Source organism: Bradyrhizobium algeriense (assembly GCF_003062295.1).
Lineage (GTDB): Bacteria > Pseudomonadota > Alphaproteobacteria > Rhizobiales > Xanthobacteraceae > Bradyrhizobium > Bradyrhizobium algeriense.
In genome coordinates this window covers 92,082-105,448 of the sequence record NZ_PYCN01000024.1, presented here as the reverse complement: position 1 = coordinate 105,448, position 13,367 = coordinate 92,082, and the positions used below count along the sequence as shown (strand labels likewise).

General features: G+C 63.1%; 12 protein-coding genes and 1 pseudogene. 12 read left to right on the top strand and 1 reads right to left on the bottom strand.

What is annotated here, in order from left to right; translation table 11 throughout:
* Window positions 1-362: 362 nt before the first annotated feature.
* From C7G61_RS32125 to C7G61_RS45675, 8 genes and pseudogenes are all read left to right on the top strand, one after another.
* Window positions 363-836, top strand: coding sequence for a DUF992 domain-containing protein (locus C7G61_RS32125; RefSeq protein WP_108521502.1), 474 nt, complete (start codon window positions 363-365; stop codon window positions 834-836).
* A 176-nt stretch (window positions 837-1,012) separates the two neighbouring features.
* Entirely contained in the window at window positions 1,013-1,843 is an 831-nt protein-coding gene (locus C7G61_RS32120) for an alpha/beta fold hydrolase (RefSeq protein WP_108521499.1), read from the top strand.
* A 5-nt stretch (window positions 1,844-1,848) separates the two neighbouring features.
* Window positions 1,849-2,004, top strand: a pseudogene (locus tag C7G61_RS32115) (DUF992 domain-containing protein); the annotation flags it as partial.
* Between the two features lie 218 nt (window positions 2,005-2,222).
* On the top strand, window positions 2,223-4,271 hold the full coding sequence (locus tag C7G61_RS32110; protein ID WP_108521497.1) for an elongation factor G: 2,049 nt from the start codon (window positions 2,223-2,225) through the stop codon (window positions 4,269-4,271).
* 134 nt (window positions 4,272-4,405) lie between these two features.
* Entirely contained in the window at window positions 4,406-5,239 is an 834-nt protein-coding gene (locus tag C7G61_RS32105; protein WP_108521495.1) for a shikimate dehydrogenase, read from the top strand.
* An 87-nt stretch (window positions 5,240-5,326) separates the two neighbouring features.
* On the top strand, window positions 5,327-5,953 hold the full coding sequence (locus tag C7G61_RS32100) for a hypothetical protein (protein WP_108521493.1): 627 nt from the start codon (window positions 5,327-5,329) through the stop codon (window positions 5,951-5,953).
* A gap of 228 nt (window positions 5,954-6,181) precedes the next feature.
* Window positions 6,182-6,808, top strand: coding sequence for a hypothetical protein (locus tag C7G61_RS32095; RefSeq protein WP_108521491.1), 627 nt, complete (start codon window positions 6,182-6,184; stop codon window positions 6,806-6,808).
* A 276-nt stretch (window positions 6,809-7,084) separates the two neighbouring features.
* The gene (locus C7G61_RS45675; RefSeq protein ID WP_210205917.1) at window positions 7,085-7,261 is read left to right on the top strand and encodes a hypothetical protein; all 177 of its coding nucleotides are present in this window, start codon (window positions 7,085-7,087) and stop codon (window positions 7,259-7,261) included.
* 416 nt (window positions 7,262-7,677) lie between these two features.
* On the opposite strand, the gene C7G61_RS32085 is transcribed toward C7G61_RS45675, so the two are convergent.
* Window positions 7,678-8,814, bottom strand: a complete 1,137-nt coding sequence (locus C7G61_RS32085) for an alpha-hydroxy acid oxidase (RefSeq protein WP_108521518.1) — start codon at window positions 8,812-8,814, stop codon at window positions 7,678-7,680.
* Window positions 8,815-8,923: 109 nt separating this feature from the next.
* Between C7G61_RS32085 and C7G61_RS32080 the strand changes: the two genes are divergently transcribed.
* From C7G61_RS32080 to C7G61_RS32065, 4 genes are all read left to right on the top strand, one after another.
* Window positions 8,924-9,103, top strand: a complete 180-nt coding sequence (locus C7G61_RS32080) for a hypothetical protein (protein ID WP_108521486.1) — start codon at window positions 8,924-8,926, stop codon at window positions 9,101-9,103.
* Between the two features lie 211 nt (window positions 9,104-9,314).
* Complete coding sequence (glmM, locus tag C7G61_RS32075) at window positions 9,315-10,661, top strand: phosphoglucosamine mutase (RefSeq protein ID WP_108521483.1); 1,347 nt, start codon at window positions 9,315-9,317, stop codon at window positions 10,659-10,661.
* Between the two features lie 147 nt (window positions 10,662-10,808).
* On the top strand, window positions 10,809-12,068 hold the full coding sequence (locus C7G61_RS32070; RefSeq protein ID WP_190242055.1) for an MFS transporter: 1,260 nt from the start codon (window positions 10,809-10,811) through the stop codon (window positions 12,066-12,068).
* Window positions 12,069-12,358: 290 nt separating this feature from the next.
* Complete coding sequence (locus C7G61_RS32065; RefSeq protein ID WP_108521478.1) at window positions 12,359-13,192, top strand: outer membrane protein; 834 nt, start codon at window positions 12,359-12,361, stop codon at window positions 13,190-13,192.
* Window positions 13,193-13,367: the final 175 nt, after the last annotated feature.

Below are 13,367 nucleotides of genomic sequence, written 5' to 3'. Positions count from 1 at the left end.
GGATCGATGGCGGCAGCAGCCAAACCTGATCAACGTCCCAAGGACGAAATGTCTTGCTCATCCACCGTTTGAATCACGACGCTTGTTCTTCGTCGAGAAAAATCCGATTACTCGGACAGGCTCCTAGGTCGTCATTCCGGGGCGCGCGAAGCGCGAACCCGGAATCTCGAGATCGTTTCACTCGATCGAGATTCCGGGTTCGATGCTGCGCATCGCCCCGGAATGACGTCGCGAACAACGACTGCTCCCGGCAAATTCTGGAACTGCCCGACACGTTGTGGCATAGAACGGTGAGCGCCGCGGGCACGGCGTTGTTTTTGATTCTTTGCTCGCATCACCGTTTTTCAGCCGGAGATTTCTTCATGCGTCGTTCTCTCATCCTCGCCGCCGCCGCTCTCGCCATGCTGGCTTCGTCGCTCGGCGGCGCCCATGCGCAGCGCGTGCAGGTCGGTGTGCTGGAGTGCCGCGGCGGCGCCAGCGTCGGTTTCATCGTCGGCTCCGTCACCAATCTCGGCTGCGTGCTGCGCGCCGACGGCATGCCGGAAGACCGCTACATCGCCACCATTCGCAAGGTGGGGCTCGATCTCGGCATCACCCAGGAATCGGCACTGGCCTGGGGCGTGTTCGCGCCTGTCGCGCGCCTCGGGCCGGGCGGCCTGTCCGGCGACTATGTCGGCGCGCAGGGCAGCGCGACCCTCGGCGTCGGCGTTGGCGGCAACGTGCTGGTCGGCGGCTCCGCCAATTCGATCGCGCTGCAGCCCTTGAGCGTACAGGGCCAGGTCGGCGTCAGCATCGCTGCCGGATTGGAAAGCCTGGAGCTCCGGCCGGGGCGTTAATTAACGCTGTCTCCCCGTCATTGCGAGCGAAGCGAAGCAATCCATTTCTCCGCGCGGGGATAGATGGACAATGACGGGTTAGGGGGACAGCGGGGGCTTCCGGCTTGTCCTTTTCCGCGCATATCGTTGCGCCTGCGCGGGTTACTTGCTGGCCGCTCCCTTCGGCACCGGCTAGCATGAATCATGAATTCAATCATCAGATTGCGTCCGGCCAAGCCAGGCTGGCTGTGAAAGCCGTCGGCGACGGCGACCCCGTTGTCTTTCTGCACGCCGCGGTCTGCGACAGCCGCATATGGCGCGCGCAACTCGATGCCGTCGGCGCAAGCAACAAGGCGATCGCGTATGATCGGCGCGGCTTTGGCGAGACGCGCTCACAAAAGGAAGACTTTTCCGCCGCCGCGGATTTGCTGGCGGTGATTGACGCCGTCGGGAACGGCGCGCCGGCGATCCTTGTTGGATGCTCCCAGGGTGGACGGGTCGCGCTCGACACCGCGCTTTTGCGTCCATCCCATGTTCGCGCCCTCGTTCTCATAGCGCCCGCCGTGAGCGGCGCGCCTGAGCCGATCCATCCGCCTGACATCGAGGGCCTGATGGCCAGGCTCAAGGACGCCGAACAAGCCGGCGATCTGGATCGCGTGAACGCCATCAAGGCGCATCTTTGGCTGGACGGTCCACTGCAGCCCGAAGGTCGTGTCTCGGGAGAGGCGCGCCGGCTGTTCCTCGACATGAACGCCATTGCGCTACGGTCGTCGCCGGTTGGCTCGAACCTCGATGTCGCGCCCGCCTTCCATCGTCTCGGCGAGATGTCGGCGCCATCGCTTGTGATCTGGGGCGACCTCGATTTCCCGCACATTCAGGAACGATGCCGTCATATCGCAACGACGATGCCGAACGGGTCGGGCCATATGTTGACCGGCATGGCCCATCTGCCGAGCCTGGAGCGACCAACCGAGATCACGGGCCTCCTCGCCGAGTTCATCGATGGCTGTTCCGACCGCCGGGCATAGCAAACGGCGCGCAGGGCAGCGCGACGCTCGGCGTCAGCGGCAACGTGCTGGCCGGCGGCTCCGCCAATTCGATTGCGTTGCAGCCGCTGAGCGTGCAGGGCCAGGTCGGCGTCAGCATTGCTGCCGGATTGGAAAGCCTGGAACTGCGGCCGGGACGTTAACTTTCGTCGTCCTTCGTCGTCATCGCTGTGCATGTTCACTAATTCGCTGATTGGATCGCTCCTCTGGAGGACCATCCGATGCGCGATGACGGGTTAGGTCCCAGCCCGCCTCACGCCGCAGCGCAGCGAATTTTTCCCGCTTGCCAAAATCACGAGACAGGCGGAGCATCCAATCCGCCGACCCAATCATGGGCCGAGCTCCAAACAAGGAGGCGGCAATGGGACAAGACGTCAGAAGTCCCCGAGGTCCACGGTGCATAGCGCTGGTGGGCCCTTTCCAGAGCGGTAAAACCACACTTTTGGAGGCGATATTGGCGCGAACAGGCGCCATTAAAAATGCCGGCAGCGTCGATGCCGGAACCTCGGTCGGCGATTCCAGCCCCGAGGCACGGAACCACAAGATGGGCGTAGGCCTCTCCGCCGCCACGACCAGCTTCATGGGCGATAGTTACACCCTTATCGATTGTCCCGGCTCGATCGAGTTCGCGCATGACATGCGCGCCGCGTTGCCCGCGGTCGATGCCGCGGTCGTGGTCTGCGAGGCGGATGAGAAGAAGCTGCCGCAACTGCAGATCATTCTGCGTGAGCTGGAAGATTTGGGCATTCCCCGTTTTCTGTTTTTGAACAAGATCGACCGCGCCAACAAGCGCATCCGCGAGACGCTGGCGACCCTGCAGCCGGCTTCGCGCGTGCCGCTGGTGCTGCGGCAGATTCCGATCTGGAACGGCGACCTGATCGAAGGTTTTGTCGATCTCGCGCTGGAGCGCGCCTTTGTTTATCGCGAACACAAGCCTTCCGAAGTCGTCGCGCTGGAAGGCGGCAATCTCGACCGCGAGAAGGAAGCGCGGTTCTCGATGCTGGAAAAACTCGCCGACCACGATGATGCGTTGATGGAGCAACTGCTGGAAGACATCCAGCCGCCGCGCGACGCGGTGTTCGACGATCTCGCTCGCGAATTGCGCGAAGGCCTGATCTGCCCGGTGCTGCTCGGCGCCGCGGCGCGCGAAAACGGCGTGCTGCGGCTGATGAAGGCGCTGCGGCACGAAGCGCCCGGCGTTGCGGAGACGGCGAAGCGGCTCGGCGTATCCGCGCAAAAGGAAGCGCTGGCCTATGTGTTCAAGACGCTTCATTTGCAGCACGGCGGCAAGCTGTCGCTGACGCGGCTGCTCGCCGGTCATCTCGATGACGGCGCGACGCTGCAATCTTCCTCCGGAGAGGCCGGGCGGGTTTCCGGTATTCAGGCGGTGAACGGCGGACACGACACCAAGCGGGCCGCGGCCGAGGTTGGAGACACGATCGCGCTCGGCAAGCTCGACGCGATCAAGACCGGCGATACGCTATCGAGCGGCAAGACCGCGCCGTCGGCGCTGGTGCAGATCGCGCCGACGCCACCGGTGCTGGCGATGTCGCTTGCGGCGAACGACCGCAAGGACGACGTCAAGCTCGGCCAGGCGCTGCTGCGGCTGAACGAGGAGGACCCGTCGCTGACGATGATCCAGAACCAGCAGACCCACGACATCGTGCTGTGGGGGCAGGGCGAGATGCATCTGCGGGTCGCGCTCGAGCGGCTCAAGGACCGTTTTGGCGTCAACGTCAAATCGCAACCACCGGCGATCGGCTATCAGGAGACCATCCGCAAATCGGTCACCCAGCGCGGCCGTCACAAGAAGCAGTCCGGCGGCCATGGCCAGTTCGGCGATGTGGTGCTGGAGATCAAGCCGATGCCGCGCGGCTCGGGCTTCGCATTCGACGAAAAGGTCGTCGGCGGCGCGGTGCCGCGCAACTATATCGGCGCGGTGGAGGAGGGCGTGGTCGATGGCCTCGCGAAGGGCCCGCTCGGCTTCCCCGTCATCGACGTGCAGGTAACGCTGACGGACGGCTCCTATCACAGCGTCGATTCCTCCGATCTCGCCTTCCGCACGGCGGCGCGGATCGGCATGAGCGAAGCGCTGCCGCAGTGCCAGCCGGTGCTGCTGGAGCCGATTCACATGGTGGAGATCGTCTGCCCGACGGAGGCGACGGCGAAGATCAACGCCATCCTGTCGGCGCGGCGCGGCCAGATCCTGGGCTTCGACACCCGTGACAATTGGCCGGGCTGGGATTGCGTCCGCGCCACCATGCCGGAAGCGGAGATCGGCGACCTGATCGTGGAATTGCGCTCGGCCACCGCCGGCGCCGGCAGCTTTACGCGGGCCTTCGACCGCATGGCCGAAGTCACCGGCCGCGCCGCCGACCAGATCATCGCCGCGCACCGCGTGGCGGCGTAGTTGACGGAGGGTCGCCGCTGCCTTGGCCGGCCGCGGTGGTCTGCGTTTAGCTTGACACACCTCCAGGGAAGATAAATTGATCGTCGTGGCCGGGCTCATCCCCGGCCATCGACGTCTTTGAGGAGGTTGTTGCCGTGACCAAACCCCCCGCCGCGTGCCTGATCGGATGGCCGGCCGCGCATTCGCGCTCGCCGCTGATCCATCATTACTGGCTGCGGACGCTCGGCATCGCGGGCGGCTATGTCATCGAGGCGGTGCCGCCCGACGAGTTCAAGGATTTCTTGTTTCGGCTGTCGCTGCGCGGCTTCGTCGGCGCCAACGTCACCATTCCGCACAAGGAGCGGGCGCTTTCGCTGTCGAAGCCGGACGAGCGGGCGCGCGCGGTCGGCGCGGCCAATACGCTGTGGTTCGCCGATGGCGAGTTGTGCTCGACCAATACCGACGTCGAAGGCTTTATCAACAATCTCGATGCTTGTACTGATGGATGGGACACATGCGAGGAAGCGCTGGTGCTCGGCGCCGGCGGCTCGTCGCGCGCCGTTCTGTTTGGCCTGCTCGACCGCGGCATCAAGCGCGTGCATCTTGCCAACCGCACCATCGAGCGCGCCCGCGCGCTGGCGGATCAATTCGGCCCGAGCGTGTTGCCCGTGGCATGGGATGCGCTCGGCGATCTGCTGCCGCGCGCCGGGCTGCTGGTGAATACGACCGCGCTCGGCATGAAGGGCCAGCCGCCGCTCGAAATCGATGTCGCGCGGTTGCCGTCACACGCCGTCGTCGCCGATCTGGTTTATTTGCCGCTCGATACGCCACTGCTGACGGCTTCGCGCGCGCGCGGCCTCAAGACCGCCGACGGGCTCGGCATGCTGCTGCACCAGGCGGTGCGCGGCTTCGAATTGTGGTTCGGCCGGCGCCCCGAGGTGACGCCGGAACTTCGCGCGCTCGTCCAGGCCGATCTCACGAATACATGATCGGCTGATCGCGGAGACTTGAGCCGGAATTTTTTTGAATGGCCGGGGTCAATGGTTACGTCAGGTCTGCCACCGGAGATTCCTGCCATGCCCGTCCGTCGCTTTCAGTTCGTCCGCCCGCTTGTCGCCGTTGCGATGGTCGCCGGCTCCACGCTTTACGCCATCGCCCAGCAGCCGCCGGCGCCGACGCGTGTTCGCGGCACCATCGAGGCCGTCGATGGCGATGTGCTCGCCGTGAAGTCGCGAGGCGGTGAAGACGTCAGGCTGCATATGGCCGGCGACATCAACATCGTCGGGATCACCAAAATCGCGCTGTCCGACATCAAGGTCGGTTCCTTCATCGGCACCACCACGGTGCCGGGGCCGGACGGCAGCCAGAACGCGGTTGAAGTGCACGTGTTTCCGGAAGCCATGCGCGGCACCGGCGAGGGCTCGCGGCCCTATGATCTGCGTCCCAACTCCACCATGACCAACGCCACGGTGGCGGACTCCGTGGTCGGCAATGACGGTCACACCCTGATGATCAAATACCGGGGTGGCGAGAAGAAAGTCGTGGTCTCCCCGGAGACGCCGGTCGTGACCTACGTTCCCGCCGACAAGTCCGACCTCAAACCGGGCGCCAAGGTGATCGCCTTCATGAAGAAGCTGCCGGACGGCTCGCTCGAGACCAGCCGGGTCAGCGTCGGCCGCGACGGGTTGACCCCGCCGATGTGATTTTCTTCCCTTCTCCCCTTGTCGGAGAAGGTGCCTTCGCGAAGCGAAGGCGGATGAGGGGTTCTCTCCGCGGAGACAGACCCCTCACCCGTCTCGAATGAGCTGACGCTCATTCGATCCACCTTCTTCCACAAGGGGAGAAGGGAAGCGAAGAACAGGCGCCCTGGAATAGCACCTCCCGTGCGGTGTTTGCGTTGAGTTGGGCGCTAACATCTTGGGAGGGATGCCATGCCAAAATCTTCTTCCTGGCCGCGAATGCTCGTGGCCTTGCTGACCTTTGTCACCCTGCTTGGATCGACGGCGTGGGCGCAGCAGCCGCCGACGGTCCGCATTCGCGGCACCATCGAGGCCGTAGACCTGCCCATGCTGTCGATCAAATCGCGCGAGGGCACCGACATGAAGGTCCGCGTCACCGATAACGTCGCGGTGTTCGGCGTGGCCAAGACCGAACTGTCTGAGATCAAGGAAGGCTCCTATATCGGCGTCACCGGAATGCCGGAGCCGGACGGCACCCAGAAGGCGGTCGCGGTGCATATCTTTCCGGAGAACCAGCGCGGCGCGGCCGAAGGTTTCCGGCCCTGGGACCAGCGTCCGAACTCGACCATGACGAATGCCACCGTCGCCCAGACGGTGAAGGGCACCGATGGCCAGAACATCTTGGTGAAATACAAGGACGGTGAAAAGAAAGTCGTGGTGCCGGAGGGCACGCCAATCGTTACCTTCGTCGCCGGCGACAAGTCCGAACTGAAACCGGGCGCCAAGGTGATCATCTTCAGCGCGGTGAAGAAGGACGACGGCACGCTGGAGGCGGCCCGCGTCAATGTCGGCCGCAACGGGATCACGCCGCCGATGTGAGGACTGTCCCGTGGCTAAAGCCCAATAGCGAACTCTCTCAACGGGTCGTCCCCGCCTAGTGCGCAATTGCGCACTAGGCGGGGACGACGGTAGAGTTTGCTTCGCCGCCATCACATTCCGGCCAAGGCGGAACTTCGTCATCCCGCCAGAGCCTTGATCTAGGTCAAGCGCGAGTTCAGTCAGAGTCGAACCCTGCCAGGGGGTGGATGCGAATTGGGTTGATTGCTGTCCGAACGCTCGGGCCCAATCGACAGGAAGGAACCACCATGTTTCGCTATGTTCTACCGGTTCTTGCAGCACTCGTTCTGGTTACGGCCAGCCTTATCCCGGATGACGCGTTCGCGCGCCGTGGGGGTGGTGGTGGCGGGTACCGAGGCGGTGGAGGGTTCCACGGCGGCGCCGTCCGAGCCGGAGGCGTTTACCGAGGTGGAGCCGTTCATGCCGGTCGCGTAGCGCGGCCCGGATATGGTTACCGGGGAGGGTATTATCCACGTCGCGGATACGGCGCGGCGGCGGTGGGGGCCGCAGCGGTTGGTGCCGCGGCCTACGGCGCCTACGGCGCTTACAACAACTGCTACGACGCGTACGGCAACTATATCTGCGGCCAGTATCGATACTGACACACGCCGGGAGCCTGACGCGGTCAATGCGCTACGTACTTTCCTTCTCCCACAAGGGGAGAAGGAAGGTTGCGCTCCATTCGCGAGTCGTCCCGCGAAAGCAGGGACCCACAAGCATAATTGCTTACTGTGGATGGAAGGCGTCTACCGCATCGCTTAACCGAAGGGCCGCGGCATATGGGTCCCCGCGCCCGAGCGCAATTGCGCACTGGGCGGGGACGACCCGTTGCGGGATCGTGCTAATCCGCCTTACACCGCCAGCACGTTGTCGTCGATCTCGGCAATCGTGTTGACGCCGCACAATCCCATTGTCGTGAGCATTTCCTTGGCGAGGATGTCGAGCGCCTTGGTGACGCCGGCTTCGCCGCCGGCGCCGAGGCCATAGGCATAGGCGCGGCCGATCATGCAGGATTTGGCGCCGAGCGCGAGCGCGCGGACCACGTCCATGCCGGTGCGGATGCCGCCGTCGAACATGATTTCAATCTTCGAACCGACCGTGTCGACGATCTCGGGCAGCACCTCGATCGACGACGGCGCGCCGTCGAGCTGACGGCCGCCATGGTTGGACACCACCAGCGCCTGCGCGCCGGTTTTCGCAGCGAGCTCGGCGTCCTCGACGTCCAAAATGCCTTTGAGGATCAGCTTGCCGGGCCAGATCGAGCGGATCCAGTCGATGTCCTTCCAGTTCAGCGAGGTGTCGAACTGCGACGCCGTCCATTCAGAAAGCTTGGTGAGATCCTCGGTGCCTTTGACGTGGCCGACGATGTTGCCGAAGCTGCGGCGCTTGCCGCGCATCACGCCGGCGACCCATGACGGCTTGCTGGCGAAGTCGAGCAGTTTCGACAGCGACCATTCCGGCGGCACCGACATGCCGTTCTTGATGTCCTGGTGGCGCTGCCCGATCACCTGCAGATCGACGGTCAACACCAGCGCCGAGCATTTCGCCGCGATCGCGCGCTCGATCAGCGATTTGATGAATCCGCGGTCCTTCATCACGTAGAGCTGGAACCAGAACGGCTTGTCGACGCTGGCTGCGATATCCTCGATCGAACAGATCGACATCGTGCTCTGGGTGAAGGGAATGCCGGCGGCCTGGGCGGCGCGGCAGGCATGAATCTCGCCATCGCCATGCTGCATGCCGAGCAGGCCGACGGGAGCCAGGATCAGCGGCATCGCGGCGGGCTCGCCGAGGATCGTGGTGGAGAGGTCGCGCTTCGATACGTCGACCAGGATACGCTGGCGGAACTTGATCTGCGCAAGATCCTCGGAATTGGCGCGCAGCGTATCCTCGGTATAGGAGCCGCGGTCGCAATAGTCGAAGAAGGCCTTCGGAACGCGGCGCTTGTGCAGCTGGCGCAGATCTTCGATGCAGGTGATGTGTTTCATGGACGTGTCCCGGCCCTTCTTGAATTCCTTCGTTGTGTTGTCATCTATCATGGTTGGTTGGCGAGCCAAATTGCATCTCGCGGCGCCATTGCCCAGGCAAGGACATGCCATGACCGGACCGCGCAAAGTTTCCAGTACCGACGCCGGCTCACAGGATCGCGCAGAAAAGCGCCGGTTGGACGAAGCCTTGGAGGAGGGGCTGGAGGAGACCTTTCCGGCCTCCGACCCGGTCAGTGTCACCCAGCCGCCGCCCTCGAAGGGCGACCATCACGTCAAGCGGCGGGACTAGCGCTTCGGCCCGGCGCAGCCTGTTTTTAAAAATATCAAGTTATAACAATTGGTTATACATGAAAACGGTCGCGATGGCCGTAATGATTCATCATATTTTTTGAAGCCATTTTGGCGGCTGAGGGATTATAACGGCTGCACGCTACCATGGAGCGCGTTCGGGGATTCCTGGCTATTATGGCCTGAAGAAGCCCCGAAATGCTGGGGGTCACATGAGCCGCAAATATTTCGGTACCGACGGAATTCGGGGCCGCGCCAACGGGTTGATCACGCCGGAGCTCGCGCTCAAGGTGGGGCAGGCGGCCGGCCTGGTGTTCCAGCGCGGCGAGCATCGCCACCGCGTCGTCATCGGCAAGGACACGCGTCTCTCCGGCTACATGATCGAATACGCCATGGTGGCCGGCTTCACCTCGGTCGGCATGGATGTGCTGCTGCTCGGCCCGATGCCGACGCCGGCGGTCGCGATGCTGACCAAGTCGATGCGCGCCGATCTCGGCGTGATGATTTCAGCTTCCCACAATCTGTTCGAGGACAACGGTATCAAGTTGTTCGGTCCGCAGGGCTTCAAGCTTTCCGACGACGTCGAAAAGCAGATCGAGCAGTTGCTCGACGAGCCGATCGACCGTCGCCTCGCGCAGAGCGCCAGCCTCGGGCGCGCCCGCCGCATCGACGGCGTCCATGACCGCTACATCGAATTCGCCAAGCGCACGCTGCCACGCGAGCTCTCGCTCGACGGCCTGCGCGTGGTGATCGATTGCGCGCACGGTGCGGCCTACAAGGTGGTGCCGGAAGCGCTGTGGGAACTGGGCGCCGACGTCATCGCGATCGGCGTCGAACCCGACGGATTCAACATCAACAAGGAATGCGGCTCGACCTCGCCGGAGGCGCTGGCGAAAAAGGTGCGCGAGATGCGCGCCGATATCGGCATCGCGCTCGACGGCGACGCCGATCGCGTCATCCTGGTCGACGAGCGTGGCCACGTCGTCGATGGCGACCAGTTGCTCGCGGTGATCGCGCAAAGCTGGAAGGAAGACGGCCGGCTCTCGAAGCCCGGCATCGTCGCCACCGTGATGTCGAATCTCGGGCTCGAACGTTTCCTCGAAGGGCAGGGCATCGGCATGGTGCGCACGCCGGTCGGCGACCGCTACGTGCTCGAGCAGATGCTCAAGCAGGGTTACAATCTCGGCGGCGAGCCTTCGGGCCATATCATTCTCTCCGACTACGCCACCACAGGCGACGGCTTCGTTGCTGCGCTGCAGGTGCTGGCCGTGGTGCAAAAACTTCGCCGGCCGGTGTCGGAGGTCTGCCGCCGTTTCGATCCGCTGCCGCAGATCCTGAAGAACGTACGCTACCGCAGCGGCAAGCCGCTCGACCATGCCGAGGTGAAATCGGCGATCATGGACGGCGAGAATCGCCTCAACGGCCACGGCCGGTTGCTGGTCCGTTCGTCCGGCACCGAGCCCGTGATCCGCGTGATGGGCGAGGGCGACGACCGCATCCTGGTCGAGGATGTCGTCGATCAGATCGTCACCGCGCTCGGTCACGCTGCGGCGGCATAAGCCAGCTTTATTTTGATGGTGCGCGATTGCTGATCGGTGGTGCGGCAACGCATCGCAGCCATAAGCTATTGATGCTGGTCGCGACGATGGCCCGGCCGTAGAACACGAGACATTGCCTGTCTCGCGATTCTTTTCGGGAATACGCCCTTGAACAAGCCCGTCATCGTCTCAGAGGAAACGCCAACCGCGCCGGTGGTCGTGCCTGACGCGGCGCCGGGCCTCGCTGTCAAGGCGGCTGTCGCGGGGCCGGCCTATGTCGTGCTGACCGGCATCAGCTTCTCGCATTTCCTCAACGACACCATGCAGTCGCTGATTGCCTCGGTCTATCCGATTCTGAAGGACGCTTACGCGCTGGACTACGGACAGATCGGCATGATCACGCTGGCGTTCCAGTTTACCGCATCGCTGCTGCAGCCGCTGGTCGGGCATTTTACCGACAAGAAGGCGCAGCCGTTCTCGCTCGCGATCGGCATGGGTTTTACGTTTTTCGGATTGCTGCTGCTCAGCGTCGCGCATCTCTATCCCATCATCCTGATCGCAGCCGCCCTGGTAGGCCTCGGCTCGGCGGTGTTTCATCCGGAGTCGGCGCGGATCGCGCGTCTCGCTTCGGGCGGGCGTTACGGATTCGCGCAATCGGTGTTTCAACTCGGCGGCAGTTTTGGTACGTCGATGGGGCCGGTGCTGGCGGCGCTGATCGTGGTGCCGTTCGGTCAGCCCTCGATCGCCTGGTTTTCATCGATCGCGTTTCTGGCGATCGTGATCCTGTGGCGGATCGGCGTCTGGTACAAGCCGCAGATCGTGACGAAGAAATCGGCCGTGGTGGAACGCCATCCGGACCTGCCGGATTCGCGGCGCGTGAAAATAGCGCTCGCGGTGCTGGTCGCGCTGCTGTTCTCAAAACAGCTCTACGTGTCGAGCCTGTCGAGCTATTACATCTTCTATCTGATCGACAAGTTTCAAGTCTCGACCCAGGCGGCGCAGCTTTATCTGTTCATCTTCCTTGCCGCCAACGCGGCGGGTGCGTTCTTCGGCGGGCCGCTCGGCGATCGCTTCGGCCGCAAATACATCATCTGGTTCTCCATCCTCGGTGCGCTGCCGTTCACGCTGGCGCTGCCATATGCGGGTCTCGTCGGCAGCGCTGTGCTGACAGTCTTCATCGGCCTCATCCTCTCGTCGGCAACGTCTTCGATCATCGTGTTTGCGCAGGAACTGATGCCGCACCGCTTCGGGATGATCTCGGGCGTATTCTTCGGCGTCGCCTTCGGCATCGGCGGACTTGGCGCAGCCGTGCTCGGCAAGCTCGCCGATCACACCGGGATCGCCTTTGTCTATCACCTCTGCGCGTTCCTGCCCGCGCTCGGCCTGCTCGCGGTGTTCCTGCCGAAGATGCCGAGACATGTACGTTGAAGCACACGCGCCGACGCATTTCCGCGAGGCGAGGGCGCGGCTCACGACATCAACAAAGTCTTAATGGCGCAGCAACACATCGTTAGGATGTTGTGTCGGTTTCGTCGCATTTGTCGTGTTGCAAATGCATCGTCACTCGACTCGCAAACGGCGCCGCGAAAAAAGTCATAGATTGTCAACCTTAAAAATTAGGGTTAAGCGCCGCTTAAGCATTTAATGCCATCGTCCGTCCGTGAGTTTTTGAAGTGGGGCTCATCGCAGTCAGCCTCACCGGACAAAGGACGAAGCCCATGCGTAGCGTTAAGTCTTTCATTGCCGCCGGTGCGGCCACATTATTGTCCCAGGCGGCGTTTGCTGCCGATATGGCCATTGCGCCTCCTCCGGCATATGCGCCGGCGGTAGTCGAGGATTTTGGCGGCTGGTATCTGCGCGGCGACATCGGCTTCAGTAACCAGCGCGTCGATCGGCTGAACAACGCGCTTGACTCCACGCTTACCTCGTCGGTGCAGAGGAACAACTTCAACAGCGCGGGCATCTTTGGCCTCGGCGTCGGTTACAAGGTCAACAACTGGTTCCGCGCTGATGTCACCGGTGAATACCGCGGCAACTCGCAATTCCACGGCACCGACCGCATCACCTATGTGGGTGGCGTCGGCACCGACACCTATCACGCCACCAAGAACGAGTGGGTCGTTCTCGCCAACGCCTATGTCGATCTTGGCACCTGGTGGTGCATCACCCCGTTCATCGGCGCCGGCGTCGGCGGCGCGCGGGTTGCGATCAACGGTTTCACCGACGAGGGCATCGCGCTGAATGGCGGCGTTGGCCCCGCATTGCCAGGTCTCGCCTTCGGCGACAACGTGTCGAAGTGGAATTTCGCATGGGCCGCGCATGCCGGTCTCGCCTACAAGGTCACGCCGAACTTTACCGTCGAACTCGCCTATCGCTATCTCGATATGGGCGACGGCCTGACGGGCGACCTTCGTGCGTTCGACGGCACCAACGGCATCAACAATCCGATGACCTTCAAGAACATCACGTCGCATGACCTGAAACTCGGTGTGCGCTGGGATCTGACCAGCCCGCAGGTCTACGCACCGCCGCCGCTGATCCGCAAAGGTTAATCGCGACTTCCATTCGTTAACGGTTGCCGAACGGCGCGGGAGTTTCCCGCGCCGTTTTGCTTTTGGCGCATGCTGATGCGGATGCAGCGGCTGACGAAAAATGTTGCCGGCTTTCCGACAAGATTTCGCCAATTGGATGCCGCGACAACGATTGGTTAAGGTTAACAGGCGATGA

What these genes read in the sequence shown, in the direction of transcription:
- C7G61_RS32080 (WP_108521486.1), top strand. Translation starts at nt 8,924, where the DNA reads ATGACCGGACCGCGCAAAGTTTCCAGTACCGACGCCGGCTCACAGGAT.
- C7G61_RS32110 (WP_108521497.1), top strand. Translation starts at nt 2,223, where the DNA reads ATGGGACAAGACGTCAGAAGTCCCCGAGGTCCACGGTGCATAGCGCTG.
- C7G61_RS32100 (WP_108521493.1), top strand. Translation starts at nt 5,327, where the DNA reads ATGCCCGTCCGTCGCTTTCAGTTCGTCCGCCCGCTTGTCGCCGTTGCG.
- C7G61_RS32065 (WP_108521478.1), top strand. Translation starts at nt 12,359, where the DNA reads ATGCGTAGCGTTAAGTCTTTCATTGCCGCCGGTGCGGCCACATTATTG.
- glmM (WP_108521483.1), top strand. Translation starts at nt 9,315, where the DNA reads ATGAGCCGCAAATATTTCGGTACCGACGGAATTCGGGGCCGCGCCAAC.
- C7G61_RS32085 (WP_108521518.1), bottom strand. Translation starts at nt 8,814, where the DNA reads ATGAAACACATCACCTGCATCGAAGATCTGCGCCAGCTGCACAAGCGC.
- C7G61_RS45675 (WP_210205917.1), top strand. Translation starts at nt 7,085, where the DNA reads ATGTTCTACCGGTTCTTGCAGCACTCGTTCTGGTTACGGCCAGCCTTA.
- C7G61_RS32125 (WP_108521502.1), top strand. Translation starts at nt 363, where the DNA reads ATGCGTCGTTCTCTCATCCTCGCCGCCGCCGCTCTCGCCATGCTGGCT.
- C7G61_RS32095 (WP_108521491.1), top strand. Translation starts at nt 6,182, where the DNA reads ATGCCAAAATCTTCTTCCTGGCCGCGAATGCTCGTGGCCTTGCTGACC.
- C7G61_RS32120 (WP_108521499.1), top strand. Translation starts at nt 1,013, where the DNA reads ATGAATCATGAATTCAATCATCAGATTGCGTCCGGCCAAGCCAGGCTG.